This is a genomic window from Achromobacter sp. ACM01, assembly GCF_014851745.1.
Lineage (GTDB): Bacteria > Pseudomonadota > Gammaproteobacteria > Burkholderiales > Burkholderiaceae_B > Achromobacter > Achromobacter aegrifaciens.
Map to the genome: position 1 here is coordinate 135,722 of NZ_JACVAF010000008.1, position 22,450 is coordinate 158,171.

General features: G+C 66.8%; 26 protein-coding genes. 13 read left to right on the forward strand and 13 right to left on the reverse strand.

Annotated elements, in window-relative coordinates:
- Nucleotides 1-18 precede the first annotated feature (18 nt).
- Complete coding sequence (locus IB268_RS28065; protein WP_119449971.1) at nt 19-663, reverse strand: hemolysin III family protein; 645 nt, start codon at nt 661-663, stop codon at nt 19-21.
- 209 nt (nt 664-872) lie between these two features.
- Here IB268_RS28065 and IB268_RS28070 point away from each other — a divergent pair, with 209 nt between their 5' ends.
- A complete protein-coding gene (locus IB268_RS28070; RefSeq protein WP_054452817.1) occupies nt 873-1,955 on the forward strand; it encodes a PHB depolymerase family esterase in 1,083 nt (360 codons plus the stop codon).
- A gap of 113 nt (nt 1,956-2,068) precedes the next feature.
- The gene (locus tag IB268_RS28075; protein WP_119449970.1) at nt 2,069-2,590 is read left to right on the forward strand and encodes a DUF1993 family protein; all 522 of its coding nucleotides are present in this window, start codon (nt 2,069-2,071) and stop codon (nt 2,588-2,590) included.
- On the opposite strand, the gene IB268_RS28080 is transcribed toward IB268_RS28075, so the two are convergent.
- Both IB268_RS28080 and IB268_RS28085 read right to left on the reverse strand, forming a co-directional pair.
- Nucleotides 2,587-3,090, reverse strand: a complete 504-nt coding sequence (locus IB268_RS28080) for a VOC family protein (protein ID WP_125470560.1) — start codon at nt 3,088-3,090, stop codon at nt 2,587-2,589. The two genes, IB268_RS28075 and IB268_RS28080, sit on opposite strands and share 4 nt — an antisense overlap.
- A gap of 51 nt (nt 3,091-3,141) precedes the next feature.
- Nucleotides 3,142-3,498: a DUF1428 domain-containing protein gene (locus tag IB268_RS28085; RefSeq protein WP_054452811.1), complete on the reverse strand. Its 357-nt coding sequence runs from the start codon at nt 3,496-3,498 to the stop codon at nt 3,142-3,144.
- Nucleotides 3,499-3,668: 170 nt separating this feature from the next.
- On the opposite strand from IB268_RS28085, the gene IB268_RS28090 reads away from it, so the two are divergent.
- Complete coding sequence (locus IB268_RS28090; RefSeq protein WP_192355156.1) at nt 3,669-4,649, forward strand: GlxA family transcriptional regulator; 981 nt, start codon at nt 3,669-3,671, stop codon at nt 4,647-4,649.
- A 64-nt stretch (nt 4,650-4,713) separates the two neighbouring features.
- On the opposite strand, the gene IB268_RS28095 is transcribed toward IB268_RS28090, so the two are convergent.
- Complete coding sequence (locus IB268_RS28095) at nt 4,714-5,268, reverse strand: hypothetical protein (protein WP_192355157.1); 555 nt, start codon at nt 5,266-5,268, stop codon at nt 4,714-4,716.
- A gap of 360 nt (nt 5,269-5,628) precedes the next feature.
- On the opposite strand from IB268_RS28095, the gene IB268_RS28100 reads away from it, so the two are divergent.
- Nucleotides 5,629-6,108 carry a thioesterase family protein gene (locus IB268_RS28100; RefSeq protein WP_119449968.1) on the forward strand — a complete coding sequence of 160 codons (480 nt, stop codon included), beginning with the start codon at nt 5,629-5,631 and terminating at the stop codon, nt 6,106-6,108.
- Nucleotides 6,109-6,135: 27 nt separating this feature from the next.
- Here IB268_RS28100 and IB268_RS28105 read toward each other — a convergent pair whose 3' ends face one another.
- Entirely contained in the window at nt 6,136-7,011 is an 876-nt protein-coding gene (locus IB268_RS28105; RefSeq protein ID WP_054452803.1) for a TauD/TfdA family dioxygenase, read from the reverse strand.
- 14 nt (nt 7,012-7,025) lie between these two features.
- The gene (locus IB268_RS28110) at nt 7,026-7,994 is read right to left on the reverse strand and encodes a tripartite tricarboxylate transporter substrate binding protein (RefSeq protein ID WP_119449967.1); all 969 of its coding nucleotides are present in this window, start codon (nt 7,992-7,994) and stop codon (nt 7,026-7,028) included.
- 94 nt (nt 7,995-8,088) lie between these two features.
- Between IB268_RS28110 and IB268_RS28115 the strand changes: the two genes are divergently transcribed.
- Nucleotides 8,089-8,736 (forward strand): IclR family transcriptional regulator, encoded by a 648-nt coding sequence (locus IB268_RS28115; RefSeq protein ID WP_225591514.1) that lies wholly within the window; start codon nt 8,089-8,091, stop codon nt 8,734-8,736.
- 15 nt (nt 8,737-8,751) lie between these two features.
- Here IB268_RS28115 and IB268_RS28120 read toward each other — a convergent pair whose 3' ends face one another.
- Nucleotides 8,752-9,156, reverse strand: coding sequence for a RidA family protein (locus IB268_RS28120; RefSeq protein ID WP_054452797.1), 405 nt, complete (start codon nt 9,154-9,156; stop codon nt 8,752-8,754).
- A 140-nt stretch (nt 9,157-9,296) separates the two neighbouring features.
- On the opposite strand from IB268_RS28120, the gene IB268_RS28125 reads away from it, so the two are divergent.
- Entirely contained in the window at nt 9,297-10,217 is a 921-nt protein-coding gene (locus IB268_RS28125; protein ID WP_125470557.1) for a LysR family transcriptional regulator, read from the forward strand.
- Nucleotides 10,218-10,251: 34 nt separating this feature from the next.
- Here IB268_RS28125 and IB268_RS28130 read toward each other — a convergent pair whose 3' ends face one another.
- Nucleotides 10,252-11,967 (reverse strand): amidohydrolase family protein, encoded by a 1,716-nt coding sequence (locus IB268_RS28130; protein WP_175214099.1) that lies wholly within the window; start codon nt 11,965-11,967, stop codon nt 10,252-10,254.
- Nucleotides 11,968-11,995: 28 nt separating this feature from the next.
- Nucleotides 11,996-13,006: a tripartite tricarboxylate transporter substrate binding protein gene (locus IB268_RS28135; RefSeq protein ID WP_192355159.1), complete on the reverse strand. Its 1,011-nt coding sequence runs from the start codon at nt 13,004-13,006 to the stop codon at nt 11,996-11,998.
- Between the two features lie 160 nt (nt 13,007-13,166).
- On the opposite strand from IB268_RS28135, the gene IB268_RS28140 reads away from it, so the two are divergent.
- On the forward strand, nt 13,167-14,123 hold the full coding sequence (locus tag IB268_RS28140; RefSeq protein ID WP_175181809.1) for a LysR family transcriptional regulator: 957 nt from the start codon (nt 13,167-13,169) through the stop codon (nt 14,121-14,123).
- Nucleotides 14,124-14,161: 38 nt separating this feature from the next.
- Here IB268_RS28140 and IB268_RS28145 read toward each other — a convergent pair whose 3' ends face one another.
- A complete protein-coding gene (locus IB268_RS28145) occupies nt 14,162-14,617 on the reverse strand; it encodes a DUF1801 domain-containing protein (protein ID WP_192355160.1) in 456 nt (151 codons plus the stop codon).
- A gap of 125 nt (nt 14,618-14,742) precedes the next feature.
- Between IB268_RS28145 and IB268_RS28150 the strand changes: the two genes are divergently transcribed.
- Nucleotides 14,743-15,327 carry a cyclopropane-fatty-acyl-phospholipid synthase family protein gene (locus tag IB268_RS28150; protein ID WP_119449963.1) on the forward strand — a complete coding sequence of 195 codons (585 nt, stop codon included), beginning with the start codon at nt 14,743-14,745 and terminating at the stop codon, nt 15,325-15,327.
- Between the two features lie 19 nt (nt 15,328-15,346).
- Here the strand turns inward: IB268_RS28150 and IB268_RS28155 are convergent, their stop codons facing one another.
- The 3 genes from IB268_RS28155 to ppk2 all read right to left on the reverse strand — a co-directional run bounded on the left by IB268_RS28155 (nt 15,347) and on the right by ppk2 (nt 17,046).
- Nucleotides 15,347-15,793, reverse strand: a complete 447-nt coding sequence (locus tag IB268_RS28155; protein WP_192355161.1) for an SRPBCC family protein — start codon at nt 15,791-15,793, stop codon at nt 15,347-15,349.
- Between the two features lie 133 nt (nt 15,794-15,926).
- On the reverse strand, nt 15,927-16,181 hold the full coding sequence (locus tag IB268_RS28160; protein WP_054452780.1) for a hypothetical protein: 255 nt from the start codon (nt 16,179-16,181) through the stop codon (nt 15,927-15,929).
- A 43-nt stretch (nt 16,182-16,224) separates the two neighbouring features.
- Nucleotides 16,225-17,046 (reverse strand): polyphosphate kinase 2, encoded by an 822-nt coding sequence (ppk2, locus tag IB268_RS28165; RefSeq protein ID WP_119449962.1) that lies wholly within the window; start codon nt 17,044-17,046, stop codon nt 16,225-16,227.
- A gap of 246 nt (nt 17,047-17,292) precedes the next feature.
- Here ppk2 and IB268_RS28170 point away from each other — a divergent pair, with 246 nt between their 5' ends.
- The 5 genes from IB268_RS28170 (at nt 17,293) to IB268_RS28190 (ending at nt 22,383) form a co-directional block, all read left to right on the forward strand.
- Nucleotides 17,293-18,840: an efflux transporter outer membrane subunit gene (locus IB268_RS28170; protein ID WP_054452776.1), complete on the forward strand. Its 1,548-nt coding sequence runs from the start codon at nt 17,293-17,295 to the stop codon at nt 18,838-18,840.
- Entirely contained in the window at nt 18,833-19,942 is a 1,110-nt protein-coding gene (locus IB268_RS28175; protein ID WP_054452774.1) for an HlyD family secretion protein, read from the forward strand. Before IB268_RS28170 ends, IB268_RS28175 begins: the two co-directional genes overlap by 8 nt.
- Nucleotides 19,932-20,990 (forward strand): DUF2955 domain-containing protein, encoded by a 1,059-nt coding sequence (locus IB268_RS28180; protein WP_054452772.1) that lies wholly within the window; start codon nt 19,932-19,934, stop codon nt 20,988-20,990. Before IB268_RS28175 ends, IB268_RS28180 begins: the two co-directional genes overlap by 11 nt.
- Nucleotides 20,991-21,003: 13 nt before the next feature.
- Nucleotides 21,004-21,501 (forward strand): transporter suffix domain-containing protein, encoded by a 498-nt coding sequence (locus tag IB268_RS28185; protein ID WP_119449960.1) that lies wholly within the window; start codon nt 21,004-21,006, stop codon nt 21,499-21,501.
- 93 nt (nt 21,502-21,594) lie between these two features.
- Nucleotides 21,595-22,383 carry a PhzF family phenazine biosynthesis protein gene (locus IB268_RS28190; protein WP_119449959.1) on the forward strand — a complete coding sequence of 263 codons (789 nt, stop codon included), beginning with the start codon at nt 21,595-21,597 and terminating at the stop codon, nt 22,381-22,383.
- Nucleotides 22,384-22,450: the final 67 nt, after the last annotated feature.

Genomic DNA, 22,450 nt, shown 5'->3' on the forward strand with positions numbered 1-22,450 from the left:
GCGGCCGCGCGGCGGCCCTCAGGCCGCGTACCAGAGCACGGCGAAGAAGTGGCACACGGTGCCGGCGAGCACGAACAGATGCCAGATGAAATGGCTGTAGCGCCAACGGTTGTCGAGCACGAAGAAGGCCACGCCGCCGGTGTAGGCCAGTCCCCCCGCCACCAGCCACCACAGGCCGCCCGTGGGCACGCGCTCGATCAGCGGATTGACTGCGATGATCACCAGCCAGCCCATCGCCAGATACAGGCCCGTGGAGATGGCCGGGCGGTTGAGCCGCTTGCTGGCTTTCAGCCCGACTCCCAGCAGGGCCATGCCCCAGACCAGGCCGAACAGGGTCCAGCCCCAGGGGCCGCGCAGGGCGCCCAGGGCGAAGGGCGTGTAGGTGCCCGCGATCAGCAGATAGATGGCGGAATGGTCCAGCACGTTGAAAAGCTGCTTGGCGCGGCTTCTGGGCAGCGCGTGATAGATGGTGGACGCCAGGTACAGCAGGCACATCGTCGCGGCGAAGACCGCGGCGCCCGCGATGAAGGCGGCATCGCCCTGGCGCACGGCGGCCAGGATCAGGATGGGGGCAGAGGCCACGGCGCCGGCGGCGCCGACGCCGTGGCTGATGGCGTTGGCGATTTCCTCGCCCAGGGTCTGGGGTCTGTCGTTGGGAAACATGAATGCGTCTAGGTTGGTTTAGCCTACACCTTAGGCGCTTTGGGGCGGCGGCTCAAGGCGGCGTGCCGGTTGGCCGCGGTCGAGGCGGTATCCGTTTGATCTACTGCAAATCGACCTGCGCGTCGGCGTCCCGAAAGCGCTGCCTGGAAGTTACTCTGTGATACATTCAGCGCGCAAGCAAACGCAGGTTTACTGGCCGAGGCCCAGCAATGGCGCGCAGTTTCACCAACTTGTTTTTCAAGGCCGCGAAGAAAATCGGCAAGCTGCAGCGCGCCGCCATGCGCATGGCCACGCCCAAGGCCGCCAAGAAGCGCAGCGCGCCCAAGCGCCGGGCCGCCAAGCCCGCTGCGGCCTCCGCTTCCCGCAGCGCCGCCGCGCCTTCGCTGGGGACGGGCCGCTGGGAAGCCTCCCGGCAATTCTCCGACGCCCAGGGCCGCCGTCTCACCTTCGCGCGCTACACGCCCGCCGCGGCGCCGCGCGCCGGCATGCCGCTGGTGGTGATGCTGCACGGCTGCAGGCAGACGGCGCTGTCGTTCGCCCGCGGTTCGCGCATGAATCAATGGGCCGACGCGGGCGGCTTCATGGTGCTGTATCCGCAGCAATCCATGACCCGTCAGGTGCAGCGTTGCTGGCGCTGGTTCCAGCCCGACGACGCGCACGGCGGGGCGGAAGCCGACCTGATTGCCGCCCTGATCCGCGCGGAGTGCGCCAGGCATGCGCTGGACCCCGAACGCGTCTACATCGCGGGGCTTTCGGCCGGGGCCGGCATGGCCGCGCTGGTGGCATTGCGGCATCCGCGCCTGATTGCCGCCGTGGCCATGCATTCCGGGCCGGTCGCGGGGGACGCCCACAGCGCCACCGGGGGCATAGGCACCATGCGGCGCGGCGCGCTCAAGCCGTTATTGCCCTTGCTGGAAAAGGTCGCGGACCCGGCGGTGTTCCGCCTGGGCATGCCCGCCATGATTCTGCAGGGGCAGCTGGATCCTACGGTGGCGCCGCGCAACGCGCGGCAGTTGTTCGAACAGTTTCGCGCCGTGAACGATCTGCCGCCCGAAAGCGTACCGGTCGAGCGCGTGCTGGGGTTGGGCACGGATAAGTCCTACCGCCGCGTCGACATGCTGCGCGGCAGCCGCACGCTGCTGCGGCTATGCGAAATCACGCTCGTGGAGCACGCCTGGAGCGGCGGCGACGCCTCGGTACGCTATCACGCGCGCAGCGGGCCGGATGCCTCGGCGCTGATCTGGCGCTTCTTCCAGACGCACCGTCGCGTGGCGCGCGGGCAGGCGGAATAGGCCTGGGGCAGCCCGCGCAGCGGGTGGCGGTTCCGTCACCGCCTCGGCAGTAAGATCAGCGTGTTCCCGGCGTATTCCGCGCCTACCGCCTCGTCCCTGTAGGGAGCTCCGACATGTCACTATCCATGTATCAGGCCAGCGTGCCTGCCTTCGTCCGCGGCCTGAAGGTGCTGGCCGCGCTACTGCAAAAGGCCGCCGACCACGCGGCCGCCGCCGGCATGGATCCGGCCGAACTGATCAATGCCCGGCTGGCGCCGGACATGTATCCGTTGAGCGGCCAGATCCAGCGCGCCAGCGATGCGTCCAAGTTCGCGGTGCAGCGCCTGTCGCGGGTGGAAGCGCCCAAGTTTCCGGATGAGGAAACCACGTTCGAGCAATTGCAGCAGCGCATCGCCGCCACGCTCGCGTATCTGCAGGACGTGCCGGCGGACCGGCTGGATGGCGCCGAAGGCCGCAAGGTTTCGCTGGCGTTCGGCGACTTCAAGCAGGAGTTCCGCGGCGACGACTACCTGCTGACGTTCGCGCTGCCGAACTTCTACTTCCATGTCACGACGGCCTACGCCATCCTGCGCCACGCGGGCGTGAAGATCGGCAAGCTGGATTTCCTGGGGCCGTATCCGCAGCCGGCCGCTTAACTCTGTTTCTTGGTCGCGTCGCCGCAGCCTTCCATCGGCCCCATCTTCGCCATGTTCTCCTGGACTTCTTGCGGCGTCAGGTCGAACTTGTGCGTGGCGATGGACCAGCGGTGTCCGCAAGGGTCCACCACCTGGCCGTAGCGGTCGCCCCAGAACATGTCCGCCACGGGCATGGTCACCTGGGCGCCGGCCGCCACCGCCTGTTTCATCGCCGCGTCCACGTCGGCCACGTACAGGTGCAGGGTGACGGGCGTGCCTTTGAGCGCCTTCGGGCCCAGGCTGCCCCATTCGGGGAAGTCGTCCATCAGCATCATGACGGAATCGCCGATGCGTATGGCGGCATGCATGATCTTGCCGTTGGGGCCGGGCAGCCGGGCCAGCTCCTCGGCGTTGAAGGCTTTCTTGTAGAAGTCGATGGCCTGCGCCGCGCCTTCGCACACGATGTGCGGGGTGAGCGTATGCATGCCTTCGGGTATGGGTTTGCTTGCAGGGTTAGCCATGAGGTATCTCCAGATTGTTGCGTTTGAACGGGCGGGAAAGATCCTGCCGCCTCAGTTGCCTACCAGTGTGGCGAAGCCGCCCCAGCACATGCGCTTGAAGTCGAACACGCCTTCGCAGCAGTTCTCGGCCAGGCGCGGGTCCGACATGACCTTGGCGTTGATCCGGTCGCGCTCCGCCTTGTTGGCGTAGGTGATCCAGGCGAACACCACCGTCTCGTCCTCGCGCGCGCCGGCAGCGGCGCTGAATGCGGCGAAACCTTCCTTGTCGATCTCTTCGGCCACGCATTCCCGGTAGTCGAGGGCGCCATGCTCCAGCCACACTGTCTGCGCCTGCTGCGCCATCTTCCGGTAGGTTTCGAGGTTGGCCTTGGGCACGGGCAGCAGGAAGCCGTCTACATACTTTTCCATCAGTAACTCCTTGATCCACGTTGTTCTGTTCCGCGCCAGGACGCCCCGCAAGCCGCCCCTGGCGCTGCCCGGATCTCATTCCGGTAAGTGTCACTGTATCGGGATCGGCGGCGATCTCAGATAGGCGATTGCGACAATCTTGAGGGTGGATTGCGACAGCTGGCAGGCGTATGCTTTGCAGGATGAAAAACGTCGCCTTCCTACTGCCCCTGGGGGCAAACATCGCCTCGCTGGAAACCGCCAGGCATGGCTTCCTGGTCGCCAACGAATACCTGGCTGCGCACGGGCGCGAACCCCGGTTCACGGTGCGCACCCTGGCCGTGAACCGCGAAGTCCGCCTGGACCAAGGCCGCATCACGGTGCAGGCCGACATGGTCCTGGCCGATGCCCACGACATCGACATCTGCATCGCGCCGCCGCTGCTGGGCTCGGTGTCCGACGCGGTGTTGTCCAACCGCGAACTGATCGACTGGCTGTCACGCCATCACCGTGATGGCGGCGAAGTCGCCAGCCTGTGCATGGGCGCCGCGTTGCTGGCGGCGGGCGGCGTCCTGGACGGCCAGCAGGCGGTGGTCCACTGGGTGGCGCAGAACCTCTACGCCAGCATGTTTCCCAACGTGCAATGGGTCAGCGACCGCGTCGTCATGGCGGACAACGGTATCTACACCAGCGGCGGCGCGTTCTCAGCCGCGCACCTGGTGCTGCATCTGATCGAAAAATACACCGACCGCGACACTGCCATCTGGTGCGCCAAGTACTTCCAGCTGGACTGGAGCCGCCAGAGCCAGTTGCCATTCGCGGTGTTCGTGGGGCAGAAGGCCCACGCCGACGAGGTCGTGCGCGCGGTGCAGGATTACATCGAAGGCCGCTACACGGAAAAAATCACCGTCGAGGAACTGGCGGACCGCCACGCCATGGGACGCCGCACGCTGGAGCGCCGCTTTCGCCAGGCAACCGGCAACAGCATCGTCGAGTACGTGCAGCGGGTGCGGGTGGAAGCGGCCAAGAAGCGCCTGGAGACCTCGCGCAAGAGCGTGGCCGAAGTCATGTACGAAGTCGGCTACAACGACACCAAGGCCTTCCGCGATATTTTCAACAAGTACTGCGGCATGTCGCCGGTGGGCTATCGCGAGCGCTACCACTTCCAGTAGCGGCTTTAGCGCAATGCGGTGCGACCGGGTATCGCGCGCCGCGACATCCGCGGGTTCGGGCGCGCTACCTTAGCGTGGTCGCCGACACCCTGTCCGGATACCAAGCGGTGAATTTCATTGCGCCGGCCAGCGCCGCCACCGTCACTGCGATGGCGACCGCCTGCGGCAATTGGGGCTTGTACAGCAGCAGCGCGTCGGCCGCCACCATGCTCGCAAACGCCAGCGCCCAGGCCGTGGCCACGGCATAGTTCATGCGGGCATAGCGGCGGTTCTTCCAGACGTATTCCGGTTCTTTTTCCCGCGCATATTCCAGTGTGAACGGCCGGCGCAGCGCCAGGGTCAGCAGCACCAGGACCAGTATCCCGGCGTCGACCCGCAGGCGCGCCTGGGCGATCGTCCAGGAATCCCCGTCCGCCATCGGGGCATACAGGGTCAGTCCTGTGAACAGCAGCAGCGTGCCGGTTTCCAGGACCTTGATGCGCCGTTCGGGGCTGAGCCAGTCGCGAAGCACCAGCCCGGCGGATACGAAGGTGCCGGCAGCAAGCCCTTCCAGCACACCGACGGTTCTTTCAATGATGACAAACACGATGAACGGCGCGAACGCCAACAGGATATTCATCTTGGTTCCCCGACCTCGAGCGCGCGCCCCCGCGCGTTGTCAGCGTCGCCTTGAGAATCAAGACGCGAACTTGTCTATTTACGCCTGTCCGCCAGGGTGCGGGATACGACGCCGTTCGCCTATCGGCAAGGTGGCCGTGCACGTATGGACGATTGTTCCGGCGGCGCAGCGATGCATCGGCCGTCTGGCCGGCGCCGGCTGGCGCAAAGAAGTAGTTCGATGGGCGATGGCCGGCTGACGCGCGGCGCACAGGACGGACCACCTTCGGCGGACCTTCCGCCGCGACGACGCAGACGTTGATCCGCCAGCGGACGTCGGCTAAGGTCATGGGCTGATTACAACCCCGCCGCCGAGGAAACCATGACATCAGCCCTTCCGTCCACGACCCTGAGCGTGGATCCCGCCTGGATCGACGAGTACGGCCACATGAATGCCGCCCATTACGTGGGCATCTTCGACCGCGTCGGCTTCCAGTTGCTGCGCGAGGTCGGGGTGGGGCTGGACTACACCGAGGCCACGCGCTGCGGCATCTACACGATGAACGTGCACGTGGCTTATCTGCGTGAAGTGCTGGCGGGCGATCCGCTCGCGTTGCGCATCCGGCTGCTGGAAGCGGACGACAAGCGCCTGCTGTGCCTGATGGAGCTGATGCAGACCCGCGACGGCTACGTCGCGGCCACCATGGAGCAGCTGTCGCTGCATGTGGATCTGGAAACGCGGCGCGCCAAGCCGTTTCCGCCGGAGTTGGCGCAGCGGCTGGCGCGCACCGTCACGGAGCACGCCGCCCAGCCGCTGCCGGCGGGCTACCGGCGGCTCTTGCCGCTGAAGCCGCCGCGTTGAGTCATCCCGCCTGACCGGCCCGACCGTTCAGCGCGCGACCGCGATCGGCCGGTCGCCCGAGATCGTGGTGCGGTGCATCTCGCGGTCGAAGCCGTCATAGTCGTTCATGGCCAGGTGCTGGGTGCAGCGGTTGTCCCAAAGCGCCAGCGAGCCCGGCGCCCAGCGGAAGCGGCAGGTGAACTCCGGCCGCGCCGCGTGGCGGTACAGGAACTGCAGCAGGGGTTCGCTTTCTTCCTGGGTCATGCCGTCAAAGCGCAATGTATAGGTGCTGTTCACATACAGCGCCTTTTTGCCGGTGGCCGGGTGCACGCGCACCACGGGGTGGACCACTTCGCTGGCGGCGCGGTCGTCGGTGCGCACGTCCATCTTGTGGGCCGGGTCGCCGTTGTTCACCACCGCGCCACCCGCGCCATAGGAGCGCACCGCGCTGTGCACAGCGCCCAGCCCGTCCAGTATCTGCTTCAGCCGGTCCGACAGCGCGTCGTAGGCGCGGTACATGTTCGCCCACATGGTGTCGCCGCCGTAGGGCGGAATGACGCGGCCGTATAGCGCCGAGCCCAGCGGCGGCTCTTCGGCATAGCTCATGTCCGTGTGCCACAGGCCGCCGAACAGGCGCCGGGTGGTTTCCGCGCGGCCTTTCATCACGGGCAGGATGGTCGGGTGTCCTTCCAGCGCCCGCACGAAGGGCACTTCCAGCAGCTCGCCGAAGCGCGAGCTGAAATCGATGTGCTGCTGCGGCGTCAACTGCTGGTCGCGGAAGAACACCACCAGGTGCTCGTGCAGTGCGTTGCGCACTTCGTCGAACTGATCGTCCGATAGCGGCCGCGACAGGTCGATGCCGCGGATCTCGGCGCCCAGCGCGCCGGCTATCGGTTGGGTTTCCAGATGGCGATACGTGGTCATGCTTGTCTCCTTGCCTATTGAAGCTTGATCTGCGCCTTGCTCACCAGCGCGCCCCACTTGTCGGTTTCCGCCGCGATGTAGCGGCCGAAGTCCGCCGGCCCTTCGGCCGAAATGATGCCGCCCATGGCGCCTATCTGTTCGCGCACGTCGGGCATGGCCAGCACGGCCAGCAGTTCCTTGTTCAGGCGTTCGATGATGGGCTTGGGCGTGGCGGCAGGCGCCAGCACGCCGAACCATCCGGCGATCTCGTAGCCCGGCAGGCCTGCCTCGGCCATCGTCGGCACGTCGGGCAGCTGCGGCGAGCGCGCCGTGCTGGTGATCGCCAGCGCGCGCAGCTTGCCGGCCTTCACCAGTTGCAGCGCCGAGGGCATGTTGTCGAACATCATCGGCACGTGGCCCGCCACGGTGTCGTTCAGGCCCGGCGCGCTGCCGCGGTAGGGCACGTGGGTCAGGCGCACGCCCGCCGACGCGGCGAACAATTCGCCCGCCAGGTGCAGCGAGGTGCCCGCGCCGGGGGTGGCGTAGTCCAGCGGCGCTTTCGATTTCTTCGCGTAGGCGATCAGTTCCTGCACCGAACGCACCGGCAACGCGGGATTGACCACCAGCAGGTTGGGCACGCTCATCAGCATCGTGACGGGCGCCAGGTCCCGCTGAGGCTTGTAGGGCAGGTCCGGATAGAGCGCGGGGTTGATGGAAATGGGGCCGATATTGCCCATCACGATGGTGTAGCCGTCGGCCGGCTGCTTGACCGCGAAATCGGTGCCTATGTTGCCGCCGGCCCCCGCCTTGTTCTCGACGATGACTGGCTGGCCCAACCGTTCGCCGAGCTTGTGGCTGACCAAGCGGGCCAGCATGTCGGTCGATCCGCCCGGCGGGTAGGGCACGATCCATTTGACCGGCTGCGCGGGCCAGCTTGCTTGCGCTGCGGCGGATCCCGTACAGAACACGAGACCCGCCGCCAAGGCGAGTGCGATGCGTTTCATAGCTATGTCTCCTTCCCGGGCTCGCCGGTCTTGCCGGGAGCATCGTTTATGTGTATTGTTCACCTAGTGATCAATACGTTTATTAGGTGAACGATTGAAGAATAATAGATCGATTCAGCGGTGTCTATCCATCATGCGGGCCTTCCGCGGCAACGGCCGACCCACGCTGGCCGAACTTGCGCGCGCGGTCGACCTGCCGCACGCGACCGTGCTGCGGTTTCTGCAGACGCTGGAAGAAGAGGGCTACGCGGCGCGCGAAGACAGCCGCTGGCGGCTTACGCCGCTGGTTTTCGAGCTGGGGTTCGCGGCCATGGAGAGCCTGGGAGTGACGGACGCCGTGCAGGAGATCCTGCAGAACCTGGCCGACGCCTATTCAGGCACGTCCAACCTGGGCGAGGCCAACCCCGAAGGCGTGATCATCATCGGCCGCGCCATGGCGCCGGCCGAGCGCCGCCGCCTGGTGGTGATGAACCTGCGCGTGGGCAGCGTGCTGCCGCCGGCGAGCGCGTTGGCCGGCGGCTTGCGCCTGGGGCCGGGGGAGTGGACCCGGTTCGACTACCCGGACAGCAACCAGGTGTCGGTGGCCGTGCCCGTGCCGCAGGCCGGCTCGCGCCTGTTGTCGGTGGGGATTTCGGTGGCCGCCCCGGAAGTGGCAGGGAACCGGCTGGAAGGGGACATGGTGCCCGCCTTGCAACAGGCGGCGCAGACCATCGCTGGTGTGATCCGGGTCGGCGTGGTGTGAGCGCGACGGCCCGGATCAGTCCTGGGCCGTCTGCGGCAGTTTCGCGATCACCTTGATCTCGAAGTCGAAACCATTGAGCCAGGTCACGCCCACCGCGGTCAGGGCCGGGTACGGCGCCACGCCCCAGAATTCCGGCACCACCTGCCAGATCGTCTCGAACCGGGATGCCGGGTCGACCATGAACACCGTCACGTCGACCACGTCATCGAAGCTGCTGCCGGCCGCCGCCAGGATGGCTTGCAGATTGCGGAACGCAAGCCGCACATGCTCCTGCAGGTCGGGCTCGGGCGTGCCGTCCTCGCGGCTGCCCACCTGTCCCGAGACGAACAGGAATCCATTGGAACGAATTGCGGGTGAATAGCGGTCGCGCTCATACAAGGCGTGACGCCCCGGGGGAAAAACAACGTCGCGTTGGGTCATGGCTATCTCCATCTATGGGCCGCATCCGGCCCGGGATTGACGATGTAGGCACTTTAGGTGCCCCCGTTGCCGCGATAAACGGGCAAGTCCGTCCATCACTGTTTGTAGAATCCAAATAATCAGGAAGAGCGGGAGCAGAGATGGACCGTTTCGACGCGATGCAGGCCTTCGTCCGCGTGGTGGAAACCGGCAGCTTCACCAAGGCGGCCGAGACCTTGCACATGAGCAAGACCAGCGTGACGCAACTGGTGCAGCAGTTGGAGGCGCGCTTGCGCGTCAAGCTGCTGAACCGCACCACCCGCAAGGTCAACGTGACCGCCGACGGCGCCGCCTACTATGAGCGCGTGCTGAGGCTGCTGGCCGACATGGACGATGCCGAGACCAGCCTGTCCGGGGCGTCGGCGGTGCCGCGGGGGCGTTTGCGCGTGGACGTGCCCAGCCCGCTGGCGCGCATGATCCTGGTGCCGGCCTTGCCGGCGTTCCATGCGCAATATCCCGACATCCAGCTGGACATGGGCGTGAGCGACCGGATCGTCGATCTGATCGGCGAGAACGTCGACTGCGTGGTGCGCGGCGGCGAACTCACCGACCAGTCGCTGATGGCACGGCGCGTGGGCGACTTGCTGCTTGGCGTGTACGCGGCGCCGGAGTACCTGAAGCGCGCAGGCACGCCGGCGCATCCGCGCGAGCTGGAGGACACGCATCACCGTATCGTGGGCTTTCTGTGGGCGCGCAACGGCAAGGCTTTGCCCTACGCCATGCGCCGCGGCGGCGAAAGCCTCAAGGTGCACGGGCGCTACGTGCTGGCGGTCGACGACGGCAACGCCTATCTGGCGGCCGGTCTGGCCGGGCTGGGCGTGCTGTGGTTGCCGGACTACATGTCACGCGCTCACGTCGACAGCGGCGAGCTGGTGCCGCTGTTCCAGGACTGGCGCCTGGATTCCATGCCGATGTACGTGGCGTTTCCGCCCAACCGGCACGTGAGCGCCAAGCTGCGCGTGTTCATCGATTGGGTCGCCGGGCTGTTGGGGCAGTACACGCCGGACCGACCGCGCGCCTGAGACTGGCGCGCGGCGCGGGCCGGCTTCGCGTCTTTCAAGCCTGCTGGCTGCGCGCTCCGCGCAGCAGCTTGCCGGGCAGTTCGCCGGTGGCCGCGCCGCCTTCGAAGATCGGCAGGCCATTGACCAGCGTGGCCACGTAGCCGTCGGCGCGCTGGATCAAACGGCGGCCGCCGCCCGGCAGGTCGAACACCATCTCCGGGCAGTGCACGCGCACCGCATCGGGATCGATGATGTTGACGTCGGCCTTGTAGCCGGGCTGCAGCAGGCCGCGATCCAGCAGCCCGTACACGCTGGCGGTGTCGCGCGTCTGGCGCTTGACCACATGCTCCAGTTCCAGCAGCGGGCCGCGGCGGCGGTCGCGGGTCCAGTGGCTGAGCATGAAGGTGGGCATGCTCACGTCGCAGATATAGCCGCAATGCGCGCCGCCGTCGGACAGGCTGTTGACCGTGTAGGGCTGCTGCATCAGCTGGTGCAGGTGGTCCAGGTTCTCGTACGAATAGTTGAAGGACGGGTAGTAGAGGATCGCCTGGCCCTCGTTTTCCAGCATCAGGTCATAGACGATCTCCAGCGGCGCGCGGCCGCTGCGTTGCGCCATTGCTGCCACGCTTTCCCCGGGCAGCGGTTCGTAGTCGGGATCGCTGCCCAGGCGGAAGATCTTGTGGAAGCTGCTGAACAGCGTTTCAGCGCGGCGGTCCAGTAGGCCGCGCTGTTCGTTCATGATGCGGCTGCGCGTGGCGGGGTCGCGCAGGCGGGCCAGCTTTTCCGCCAGCGGCAGGGCATGCAGCGCCTGATAGCTGGGATGCGCGATGAACGGGTGCAGCGTGCTCTGCCACGAAAACAGGATGCCCAGCGGACGTCCGCTGATGCCTGCCAGCAGCGGCACGCCTGCGCGGTGCGCGCGGTCCAGGCTGCCGGCGATCTGCTTCCAGACGTCGGGCGCGGCGTCGGTCTGCTGCAGGTTGAACAGCACGGGCAGGCGGTTGTGGCGCGCCAGCTGCTCCAGCCACGGCATTTCGCCTTCCATGGCGGGATGGTTGGCGGTCATCTGGAACACGCCATGCCCGACTTCGCCCATGACCGAGCCCAGGGCGGTGATCTCCTCGCCGGTGGCGAAGGTGCCGGGCGGATACTTGCGTTCGTCGTACTTGTGCAGGAAGGTGCGCGACGTGGAGAAGCCCACCGCGCCGGCGGTCAGCGCTTCGCGCACCACTTCGCGCATGGCGATCAGGTCGCTGGGCGAGGCCTCGTCGTGGTGGATGGCGCGTTCGCCCATCACGTAGGCGCGCACCGCGCTGTGCGGGATCTGTGCGCCCACGTCCAGGGCCTTGGGGCGGCGGTCCAGCGCGTCCAGGTATTCGGGAAAGGTCTCCCAATCCCACTGGATGCCTTCGGAAAGCACCGAGCCGGGTATGTCCTCGACGCCCTCCATGACCTTGATCAGCCATTCGCGCCGTTCGGGTTTGACGGGGGCGAAGCCCACGCCGCAGTTGCCCATGATGGCCGTGGTGACGCCGTGCCAGGTGGAAGGGCTGAGATACGGGTCCCAGGTGGCCTGGCCGTCGTAGTGGGTGTGGATGTCCACCCAGCCCGGGGCCACCAGGCAGCCGTCGGCGCGGATCTCGCGGCGCGCCGCGCCGGCCCGGCCTTCGGCCTGGACCACGCGTCCGTCCTCGATCGCCAGGTCCGCCTGGTAGCGGGGCCGTCCCGATCCATCGACGATCGTGCCGCCGCGTATGACCAGATCATGCATTGCGCTCTCCTTTCGATACCTGCCGCGGTTACTGGAGGACCAGGCCGATGCGCTTGATCACCGCGCCCCAGCGTTCGCTGTCCTGCTGGACGATCTGCGCGAACTCCTTGGGACCCGCGCCGCTGACTTCATTGCCCTGGGACACGATGCTCTGGGTTACGTCGGGCGAGTCCAGCGCCTCGCGGAACACCTGGGCCACGCGCTCGGCCAGCGCGGGCGGCATGTCGCCGGGGCCGAAGATGCCTTGCCAGCCGACGATGTCCAGCCCGGGTATGCCTTGCTCCTTCAGGGTGGGCAGGTCCGGCAGCACGCTCAGGCGGCGGTCGGTGGCCGGGCCCAGCAGCTTGACCTTGCCGGCGCGCGCGTTTTCCACGGCGGTGGCCGTGCCGTCGAAGTAGACCTGGACCTCGCCCGCCAGCAGCGCGCGGCTGGCGTCGGCCGTGCCCTTGTAGGGGACGTGCACGATGTCGATGCCGGTCTGCTGCTTGAGTATTTCGCCGTTCAGATGCGAGGTGGACCCCGGGCTGTAGGAAGCGAAGTTCGGCTTGCCAGGATTGGCCCGCGCATAGTCGATCATCTGCGCCGTGGTCGAAAAGGGCGCGTCCTTGTTGGCGACCAGCACGGTGGCAGAACGCACCACCTGGATGACCGGGGTGAAGTCCTTCACCGGGTCGTAGGGCAGCTTCTTGTAGAGATGCGGATTCTGCGTGTGCGTGACGACGATGGTGTAGAGCAGGGTGTAGCCGTCGGGGCTGGCGCGGGCCACTTCCTGCGCGCCTATCATGGTGCCGGCGCCGGGCTTGTTGTCGATGATGACCGGTGCGCCGGTGCGTTGCGTGACCTTCATCGCCAGCATGCGCGCCAGCGCGTCGGACCCCGACCCGGCCGGAAACGGCACCACCAGGCGGATGGGCTTGCCGCCGCCCGGCCAGGGCGGCGCCTGCGTCAGCGGGGCGGCCGCCGCCGAAAGACAGGCCAGGGCGCCCAGCATGGCAGCCCCGCCGCTACCCAACAGCTTCAAGAACGACTTGCGGTTCATATTGTCTCCTCCTGGGGGTAGGCAATGTCGTGCATTGCTCTGGAATGAGGTTCACCACAGGGCGCCGGCGCTGCAATTTTCCGTCGCGGCAAGTCTTTTGTAGTCTTGCCTTTGCGCTCAATCAAATGCATATTTGGCCCAATATTGATGAGAAAAATACATGAGCCTCACAATACGGTCGCTCCAGCACTACGCCGTGCTGGTTGAGGAAAAGCACTACTCCCGGGCGGCGCAGCGGCTGCATCTGACGCAGTCGGCGCTGACGCGCAGCATCCAGTCGCTGGAAGACTCGCTGGGGCTGGTGCTGGTGGACCGGGCGTCCACGGGCGTCACGCCCACGCAGGCCGGGCGCATGGTGCTGGAGCGTGCGCAGCGCATCCTGGCAGAAACCCGCGACCTGCGGCGCGAGGCCGAATTGATCCGCGGCCACGACACGGGCCGCGTGAACCTGGGCGTGGGGGCGTTTCCGGCGGCCGGATTCCTGTCGCCGCTGCTGGTGCGCATCGCGCGCGAGCATCCGGGCCTGAGCGTGCACGTCGAGATCGAGAGCTGGCAGCGCCTGCTGGACAAGCTGCTGCAGGACAAGCTGGATTTCGCGGTGGCCGTGACGCACAGCCTGCCGCCGCCCGACGACTTTGCGGTGCGGCCGCTGCCGCCGCAGCACGGCGGCCTGTTCACGCGCGCCGGCCATCCGCTGCAGGGCCTGGGCAAGCCGCGCCTGCGCGCCGCGCTGGCGCAGTACCGGCTGGCCGCCACCGACCTGCCGCTGCGGGCGCGCGAGTACCTGGCCCGGCTGTATCAGGTGGCACGGCCGGAAGACCTGCCCATCGCCTTCGAATGCGATAGCGTCGCCACGTTGCGCGAGGTGGCGCTGGGCAGCGACGTGGTGCTGTTCTGCACGCGCGAGGCTATCGCGTCCGAACTTGCGCAGGGTGTGCTGGAGCCCTTGCCGCTGTCCTATCCCGCCGCCGGCCCGCTGACCTACAGCGTCATCCACCGCGCGCGCCGTACCCTGTCCCCGACCGCCGAGCGGGTCATCGAGCTGGTGCAGGACCTGCTGTCGGGCGCGGCCGCGCCGCAGGCCGTCTCAGGGAAAACGCGCCGGGCGCGGCGCTAGCGTCGCGGCCCAAGGGGGCTGAATGCCTGGGGCCGCGCCTACATCCGCTCGCCGGGCAGCGCGCTGGCCTGCTGCACCCAGTCCATGAACTGCGCTTCGTCCAGCTCATCGTCCTCACGGATATCCAGATAGCGCGTGTCCTGGCTCTTGGACGGTCCCGGCGGCACGGGCCGCAGCTGCGCGCCGCGAAAGAACGCCACCTTCACGTACTTGGTAAAGCAATGGATGCTCAGGAACCAGGCCTGGCCGTCCATGCCATACAGCGGCGAATTCCACTTGACCGCCTTCTGCACGCCGGGTGCTGCACGCTCGATCAAGGCGTCCAGGCGGCGTCCGAGATCGTTCTTCCAGCCAGGCATGGCCGCGATATAGGCCTGCACCGGCGCGTCGCCCGCGCCCTTGGCGATCTGCGGATTGCCGCCGGACAGCAGGACGGGTTGCGAACCTGCTTTCTTGGTGGCCTTCACGGATTTCGCCGTGGATTTTTCTGCCATGCGTGGGCTCCTTTCGCTTGACCTCAAGTCGACTTGAAGTGAAAGACTATCTGCATTCCGGCACGAGACGGACGGGAGTGTTCCCTTGCCCTGAGCCGTGACCAACAACCTGGGAGTTCAAGCATATGTGGGATGAACGCTACGCCGTCGACGAATACGTGTATGGAACCGAGCCGAACGCTTTCCTGGCGGAAAACGCCGGCTTGCTGTCCGGGCCGGTGCTCAGCCTGGCCGAGGGAGAGGGGCGCAACGCCGTCTTCCTGGCCTCGCTGGGCCTGGACGTGCTTGGTGTGGACGGCTCCGCCGTTGGACTCGCCAAGGCGCGCAGGCTGGCGGGGGCGAAGGGCGTATCGATCCGCACCGAAACGGCGGACTTCGCCGGGTACGAGCCGCCGCCGGCATCCTTCGGCGCGGTGGTGTCGATCTTCGCCCACATGCCCAGCCACGTGCGCAGGAGGCTGCACCGCCTGGCGGAACGCTCCCTGCGGCCAGGCGGCATCATCCTGCTGGAGGCATACCGGAAAGCGCAGTTGGGTCGCGGCACGGGCGGGCCTCCAGATGCGGACATGCTCATGGCGCGCGAGGACCTGGAGCAGGACTTCCCGAATTGCCAGGTGCTGCTTTCGCAGGAAATCGAACGCGACGTGGTCGAAGGCATATTCCACACGGGTCCGGCATGCGTGGTGCAGTTCATCGCCAGAAAGACGTGAGGGCGGCCAGGCCCACTCCTCAATCGGGAATCTCCGGTTCGACCAGCCGCATCAGCTGCGCCAGCGACTCCTGCCAGCCCAGGTAGCACATCTCCGGCGGTATCGCCGCCGGTATGCCTTCCTGCACGATGCTTACCTCCGTGCCGCAGGCGACCTGCCGCAGCGTAACGGTGGTCTGCATGCGGCCGGGCAGGTTCCGATCGTCGAACTGGTCCGAGTACCGGATCTTCTGGCCCGGCGACAATTCCAGGTACTCGCCGCCGAAGTCATGGCTGTGGCCCGTGCCGAAGTTGCGGAACGACATCTTGTGCATGCCGCCGACCTTTGCATCCAGTTGATGGACCTGGCAGGTGTAGCCGTAAGGAGGGAGCCAGCGCGCGATCGCGTCGGGTTCCAGGAACGCCCGATAGATGCGTTCGGCCGGCGCGCGCATGACGCGATGCAGGGTTACGGTTCCGGTAGTCATGGTAAGTCCGCCTTTCAGGAAAGTTGTGCGTACTGACACGACGTACGAGTTGACCGGAAATCGACAACCGAAATCCTGGGGAAAACCCTTAAACGGCACATCCAGTCACGATTGGCCGGGCCGATGCGGACCTTTATTCGATGGGCTCGCGCATCACCAGCACGGCGATCGTATGGTTCTTCCAGAACACCTGGTGTATGCGGGGCGCCAGCGCGCGCAGCTCCTCGGGCCCGGCGCCATCGAACGTCACCAGGACCGCGGGCCGTTCGCCCTCGCTAGGCACCCGCTGGATGCGGTCGCAGGATGGAAAGCCGTATTTCATGAGAAAACCGCGGATGTCCTCGTCGGAGGTGCTTTCTTCCACATGGTTGATCAGCAGGGCGGCCATGAGCGTTCTCCTTGGAAGCCTGCGGGCGTCAGAGGCGCACCGCTCAGAATTTGGCGGGGACCATGCGCAAGGGATGTCCCGGGTCGCGGTAGCCGCCGGCTTTCTGCCGCTTGGGCAGCTTCACCTTGGCCCGCGGCATGCGCTTGTACGGGATGCGGGCGAGCAGGTGGCTGATGATGTTCAGGCGCACCTTTTTCTTGTCGTCGGATTGCGCAACATACCAGGGCGCCACGCCGGTATCGGTGGCCGCGAACATGTCGTCGCGGGCGCGCGAGTAGTCGTACCAGCGGCTGTACGAATCCAGGTCCATTTTGGTCAGCTTCCAGATCTTGCGCTCGTCGTTGATGCGGGCCTGGAGCCGGCGGGTCTGTTCTTCTTCGCTGACTTCCAGCCAATACTTGAGCAGGATGATGCCCGAGCCCACGATGGCCCGTTCGACCAGCGGCACGCCTTTCAGGAAGATCTTGACGTCGTCCTTGGAGCAGAACCCCATTACCCGTTCGACGCCGGCCCGGTTGTACCAACTGCGGTCGAAGATCACGACCTCGCCCGCCGCCGGCAGGTAAGGCAGGTAGCGCTGCATGTACATCTGGGTTTTCTCGCGGTCCGAAGGGGCGGGCAGGGCGATCACGCGGAAGACGCGCGGGCTGACCCGCTCCGTGATCGCCTTGATCGTTCCGCCTTTGCCGGCGCCGTCGCGTCCTTCGAAAATGATGCAGACCTTGGCGCCCGTCTGGCTGACCCATTCCTGGAGCTTGACCAGCTCCACGTGCAGCCGGGCCAGTTCCTCGGCGTATTGCTTTCCCGAAAGCTTGGCTTGCGCCGGCTGCTTGTCCTCTGCTGCTGCCTTCTTCTGAGCGTTCATGACGGCACTCCAGAATATGCTGCGGGGAAACGGTCGGAACGTTGGAATTTTTCACTTTAGCGCCGACCGTTGCCCCTTGTACACAGGCAGGTAGGAGCAGTTCGTTTTATTTAGTGCTTGCGTCGAAACTATCCTCTGGCGAGAAGCGGAAAAGGCCAATAGAATCAATTCGCGCACAGCGCTCCGGCAAGGTCGGAGCTGCGTCGTGGACCATGGCGGTCAGGCTCTACACGGACCCGATAACCGATGTCGCCGCTGATCTGTTTGAATCGGCTGTTGCTGATCGGCATGCTCTGCCTGGGCGGCTGCATGCGTGTGGGGCCGGACTTCGAGCCCCAGCGCACCAGCTGGGTCGCGGACTGGAGCACTCCCGCGCTGCAGCAGGCCAGCCTCCAGCAACAGCAGCCGGACGCCCGGCAGTGGTGGCAGATTTTCGGCGACCCCGTCCTGGAAGCCCTGATCGCCCAGGCCGATGCCAACAACGCGGGCCTGCGCATCGCCGGCCTGCGCATCATGGAAGCGCGCGCCCAGCTGGGCATCGCCCAAAGCGGACGCTACCCGCAATCCCAAGTGATCGGGGCCAATGCCCTGTATCAGCACCGGTCCTCGCGCTCGGCCGAAGGCAATCCGCGCCCCAGCAGCTTCTGGCAATACAGCGCCGGCTTCGACATAGGCTGGGAGCTGGACTTCTGGGGCCGGTTCAGCCGCGCCATCGAGTCGGCCGACGCCCTGTACTTCGAGGCCCAGGCCAATCGCGACGACGTGCTGGTGCTGCTGCACGCCCAGGTGGCCGAAAGCTACTACGCGCTGCGCACCGCCGAGGCGCGGCTGCGGATCGCCCGCGACAATGCCGCCATCCAGAAGCGCAGCTACGAGATCACGCAAAAGCTGTTCCGCAGCGGCGAGACCGACGAACTGGACCTGCAGCAGGCCCGCACGCAGTACCTGAGCACGCTGGGCACCATTCCCGAATTCGAAAGCCAGATCATGCGGACCCGCAACGCCCTGGCGGTCCTGGTCGGCCGGCCGCCCGGACCCATGCCGGAACTGGACAACAAGACGGCGGAGGTGCCGCTGATCGACCGCGCCGTGCTGCAGGACGTGCCCGCCAACCTGCTGCTGCGCCGTCCCGACATCCGCGCAGCCGAACTGCGCATCGCCGCACAGTCGGCACAGGTGGGGGTGGCCGCGGCGGACCTCTATCCTTCGCTGACCCTGCTGGGCAGCATCGCCTGGTCCGCCACCTCGCTGGCGGGCACGGCGGGCGGCGCGGCGCTGCTGGCCGGCCCGGTCCTCAGCTGGAACGTATTCGACCACGGCCGCCTGCAGAACAATGTGCGGGTGCAGGATGCCCGCCTGCAGCAACTGATCGTGGCCTACCAGGACGACGTCCGGCAGGCGGCGCGCGAAGCCGACGACGCGGCCAGCGGCCTGATCAAGGCGCTGGAGCGCGACGGCATCCTGCAACAGTCGGCGCAGGCCGCGGGGCGTTCGCTCACGCTGGCCAACGCGCTCTACCGCGAAGGCTATACCGATTTCCAGCGGGTGCTGGACGCGCAGCAGGCACTGGCCGTCCAGCAGGACGCCTACGTCGTGAACCGGGGCGGCGCCGTAAGCGATCTCATCGCGCTGTACAAGGCGATGGGTGGCGGCTGGTATAGCGCGGAACCGGTGCTCGACCCGGCGACCCGCGAACAGATGCGGCAGCGTACCGATTGGGGCGATCTGCTATCCGAGCCGGCGCCTGCTTCCCCAACTGCCCTGTCCGCGCAAAAGGTGCGACCCGATGAGTGACTCGCCGTCCCAGCCCGCCGCAGCCCCCGCGCCGGATCCCGCGAAAAAGGGCGTCCGATGGACGGTTCTGTTCATCGTGCTGAGCCTGGCCTGGTATCTGCTGGCCGACCGCTATACGCCTTACACGCAGCAGGCGCGGGTGCAGGCCTTTGTCGTGCCGGTGGCTTCCGAGGTATCGGGGCGCGTGACCCGGGTGTACGTGCGCAACAACCAGGATGTCGAGGCCGGCGCGGCGCTGTTCGACGTCGACCCGGAGCACTACCGCATCGCCGTGGATCGCGCCCGCGCCGACCTGGAGTCCACGCGCCGGCAGATCGGCGCCGGCACGGCGGGCATCGATTCGGCACAGGCTTCCTTGCGCGCGGCGCAGGCCAATGAGCTGAAGGCCCGCCAGGACAGCACGCGGCTCGAACGGCTGTACCGCGAGGACCAGGGCACCGTATCGCTGCGGCGGCTGGAAATCGCGCGGGCGAATCTGACGCAGGCCATCAGCCAGGTCGCGGCCGCGCGCGCCGAGGTGCAGCGCGCGCGCGAACAGGAAGGCGGCAGCGAGGAAGACAACGCCAAGCTGCGCAGCGCCGCCGCTGCCCTGGAAAAGGCCGAGCTGGACCTGGCCAACACGCAGGTGCGGGCGCGTTCGGCGGGCCTGATCACTGACCTGCGCACCGACACCGGGCAGTTCGCGGCCGCCGGCAACCCCGTCATGACGCTGATCGCGATCCACGACGTCTGGATCAGCGCTGAAATGACCGAGAACAACCTGGGCCACGTAGAGCCCGGCACGCCGGTGTCCATCATCCTGGACGCGCTGCCCGGGCAGATCTTCAAGGGCCGCGTGCGCAGCGTCGGGTATGGCGTCAATGTGGGGCCGGGCACGCCGCCCGGCGCCTTGCCCACGGTGCAGAACAGCCGCGACTGGCTGCGGCCCGCGCAGCGCTTTCCCGTGATCGTGGAATTCGATCGCGACGACCTGCCGGCCTTGAGCGGCGTGCGCGTGGGCGGCCAGGCCGAGGTCATGGCGTTTCCCAGTTCCGGCAATCCGCTCAACCTGCTGGGCCGCGCGTACATGCGGCTGATGAGCTGGCTTTCCTATGCGTACTGATCCCGATCCTCGCGGACGCCGCGCGCTGCGTGTGGGCGCGGGCGCGGCTTTCTGCACGGCCATCAGCTATGGCCTGGACCTGCCCATCGCCATGGTCGCGCCGGTGCTGGGCGTCATGTTGCTGGCGTCGATGAACCGACCCCTCTCGTTCAAGAGCGGGCTGGGCCTGATGCTGATGGCGCTTCTTACCACCGCGATCGGATTGCTGCTGAGTCCCTTGCTGCGCTACTACCCCTTGAGCGGCGTGCTGCTCATCGCCCTTTGCCTTTTTTTCGCTTTTCGCCACGGGCTGCGCGGCGGCAATGGCTTGTTGTCGACCTTCCTCATCATCGGGCTGACCATGATCTCCGCCGCCGGCACTGTCGACTTCGCCTTGGCTTCCCTGGTGATCGAGGCGCTGGGCAAAGGGTTGCTGGTCGCGGTCCTGGTGTTGGGCGGCTGCCACCTGCTGTTTCCCGAGCCGGCGGCCGCGCCCGCGCCGCCGGCGGCGCCCGTGCTGCCGCCCGACCAGGCCAGCCGCCTGGCCTTGCGCGCCTCGCTCGTTGTGATGCCGGCGTTCCTGCTGGCGCTGACCGACCCGCTGGGCTACATGCCCATCATCCTGAAATCGGTCAGCCTGGGGCGGCAGAGCTGCGTCACCGCCGCGCAGGGCGCGGCCCGCGAACTGCTGGGCTCGACCCTGCTGGGCGGCGCGCTGGCAGTGGCTTTCTGGTGCGCCCTCAGCCTGTTCGTGAACCTCTGGATGTTCTTTCTCTGGATGCTGCTGTTCGGCCTCATCGCCGCGCGCAAGCTCTACCGGCTGAGTCCGACCCGCCATCCGCCCAGCTTCTGGCTGAACACGCTGGTGACGCTCATCATCCTGCTGGGCCAGTCGGTGCAGGACAGCGCCGCCGGCAAGGACGTCTATACCGCGTTCGCGGTGCGCATGGGCTTGTTCATCGGCGTCACGCTCTACGCCTGCCTGATGCTGCGCCTGCTCGAATCGCGGGCGTCGGGCAGCCCGAAGCCTGGAGCGAATCCTTCAACCGCAGTCCCCTCAAACGCTTGACCAGGAGGCAGCCATGCCATTGCCAGACGAACCGGTCCAACCCGCGCCCGCAGCGGGCTGGCGCTTCAAATGCGGGATAGGTTTGTTCATCATCGCCTTCGCCCTGTGGTTCCTCATCCCGGTGGCGGGCTACCTGGACGTGCCAGGCCCGCGCATCGCCGCGCTGACCGGCACCATCTTCATCGCCAACAAGGTGCTGCTGCTGAGCTGCATCGCCGTCATGGGCAAGGAAGGCTTTCAGCGGCTGAAGTCCATCGTGTTCGGCCATGCCAAGAAGCTGGCGCCCGTGCAGAAGGTCGGCCCCGTGCGCCATGCCATCGGCCTGGTCATGTTCTTCCTGCCCATCCTGACCTCGGTGCTGGAACCCTACATCGACGAAATGTGGCCGGGCCTGCGGCCCAATCTGTGGCAGGCCCAGCTGGTCGGAGACATCATGCTGATCGCCAGCTTCTTCGTGCTGGGCGGGGATTTCTGGAGCAAGCTGCGCGGCCTGTTCGTGCGGACAGTGTAGCGGGCGGGCCGCCACGGCCGGAGCCGGCGTTTTCATAGGAAAATGCCGGCTTGCGTTCCGACGCGTAACCTCAGCCATCAACCAGGATCCGCCATGCCGCAACTCGACATCTATCAGGTAGACGCTTTCACCGCCGCGCCCTTTGGCGGCAATCCGGCGGCGGTCGTGCCGCTGCAGGCATGGCTGCCGGACGAAACGCTGCAACGCATCGCGGAAGAAAACAACCTGTCCGAAACCGCCTACTTCGTGCGCAAGGGCGATGTCTACGAGCTGCGCTGGTTCACGCCCGCGGTGGAGGTGGACCTGTGCGGCCATGCCACGCTGGCGTCGGCCTGGGTGCTGTTCGAACAGCTGGGCGCAACGGAAGACGTGCTGCGCTTTGCCACGCGCAGCGGCGAACTGCAGGTGCGCCGCGCGAGCGACCGGCTGGCGATGGATTTTCCGGCCAAGCGGCCCGAAGCGCAGGAGATCCCGCCGGGTCTGCTGCAGGCGCTGGGCCTGCCGGGCGCGCAGGCGTTCTACAAGACGGACGACTATCTGGTGGTGATCGACGATGAAACGCGGATCGATGCCTTGAAGCCGGACTTCGCCGCGCTGGCGGCTTTCGAGACGCGCGGCGTGGCGGTGACGGCGCCGTCGGCGCAATTCGATTTCGTGACGCGCTGGTTCGGGCCGCGGGTGGGCGTGAACGAGGATCCGGTGACCGGATCGGCGCACACCTCGCTGGCGCCGTACTGGGCCCAGCGCCTGGGCAAGCGCAGCCTGAGCGCGCAGCAGGGCGGGGCGCGCAAGGGCCAGTTGCAATGCGAGGTGCTGGATAACGGCCGGGTGATCATCAGCGGCCAGGCGGCGCTGTACCTGCGCGGCTCGATCTTCATCTGAGGCCTGGCGGGCCGCGGCGCAGGCGAGCGGCGGCGTAACAAAAGAGACGTTGACACGGTTTATGCTC

Coding starts and splice junctions, on each gene's coding strand:
- IB268_RS28065 (WP_119449971.1), bottom strand. CDS start 663: ATGTTTCCCAACGACAGACCCCAGACCCTGGGCGAGGAAATCGCCAAC.
- IB268_RS28070 (WP_054452817.1), top strand. CDS start 873: ATGGCGCGCAGTTTCACCAACTTGTTTTTCAAGGCCGCGAAGAAAATC.
- IB268_RS28075 (WP_119449970.1), top strand. CDS start 2,069: ATGTCACTATCCATGTATCAGGCCAGCGTGCCTGCCTTCGTCCGCGGC.
- IB268_RS28080 (WP_125470560.1), bottom strand. CDS start 3,090: ATGGCTAACCCTGCAAGCAAACCCATACCCGAAGGCATGCATACGCTC.
- IB268_RS28085 (WP_054452811.1), bottom strand. CDS start 3,498: ATGGAAAAGTATGTAGACGGCTTCCTGCTGCCCGTGCCCAAGGCCAAC.
- IB268_RS28090 (WP_192355156.1), top strand. CDS start 3,669: ATGCTTTGCAGGATGAAAAACGTCGCCTTCCTACTGCCCCTGGGGGCA.
- IB268_RS28095 (WP_192355157.1), bottom strand. CDS start 5,268: ATGAATATCCTGTTGGCGTTCGCGCCGTTCATCGTGTTTGTCATCATT.
- IB268_RS28100 (WP_119449968.1), top strand. CDS start 5,629: ATGACATCAGCCCTTCCGTCCACGACCCTGAGCGTGGATCCCGCCTGG.
- IB268_RS28105 (WP_054452803.1), bottom strand. CDS start 7,011: ATGACCACGTATCGCCATCTGGAAACCCAACCGATAGCCGGCGCGCTG.
- IB268_RS28110 (WP_119449967.1), bottom strand. CDS start 7,994: ATGAAACGCATCGCACTCGCCTTGGCGGCGGGTCTCGTGTTCTGTACG.
- IB268_RS28120 (WP_054452797.1), bottom strand. CDS start 9,156: ATGACCCAACGCGACGTTGTTTTTCCCCCGGGGCGTCACGCCTTGTAT.
- IB268_RS28125 (WP_125470557.1), top strand. CDS start 9,297: ATGGACCGTTTCGACGCGATGCAGGCCTTCGTCCGCGTGGTGGAAACC.
- IB268_RS28130 (WP_175214099.1), bottom strand. CDS start 11,967: ATGCATGATCTGGTCATACGCGGCGGCACGATCGTCGATGGATCGGGA.
- IB268_RS28135 (WP_192355159.1), bottom strand. CDS start 13,006: ATGAACCGCAAGTCGTTCTTGAAGCTGTTGGGTAGCGGCGGGGCTGCC.
- IB268_RS28140 (WP_175181809.1), top strand. CDS start 13,167: ATGAGCCTCACAATACGGTCGCTCCAGCACTACGCCGTGCTGGTTGAG.
- IB268_RS28145 (WP_192355160.1), bottom strand. CDS start 14,617: ATGGCAGAAAAATCCACGGCGAAATCCGTGAAGGCCACCAAGAAAGCA.
- IB268_RS28150 (WP_119449963.1), top strand. CDS start 14,743: ATGTGGGATGAACGCTACGCCGTCGACGAATACGTGTATGGAACCGAG.
- IB268_RS28155 (WP_192355161.1), bottom strand. CDS start 15,793: ATGACTACCGGAACCGTAACCCTGCATCGCGTCATGCGCGCGCCGGCC.
- IB268_RS28160 (WP_054452780.1), bottom strand. CDS start 16,181: ATGGCCGCCCTGCTGATCAACCATGTGGAAGAAAGCACCTCCGACGAG.
- ppk2 (WP_119449962.1), bottom strand. CDS start 17,046: ATGAACGCTCAGAAGAAGGCAGCAGCAGAGGACAAGCAGCCGGCGCAA.
- IB268_RS28170 (WP_054452776.1), top strand. CDS start 17,293: ATGTCGCCGCTGATCTGTTTGAATCGGCTGTTGCTGATCGGCATGCTC.
- IB268_RS28175 (WP_054452774.1), top strand. CDS start 18,833: ATGAGTGACTCGCCGTCCCAGCCCGCCGCAGCCCCCGCGCCGGATCCC.
- IB268_RS28180 (WP_054452772.1), top strand. CDS start 19,932: ATGCGTACTGATCCCGATCCTCGCGGACGCCGCGCGCTGCGTGTGGGC.
- IB268_RS28185 (WP_119449960.1), top strand. CDS start 21,004: ATGCCATTGCCAGACGAACCGGTCCAACCCGCGCCCGCAGCGGGCTGG.
- IB268_RS28190 (WP_119449959.1), top strand. CDS start 21,595: ATGCCGCAACTCGACATCTATCAGGTAGACGCTTTCACCGCCGCGCCC.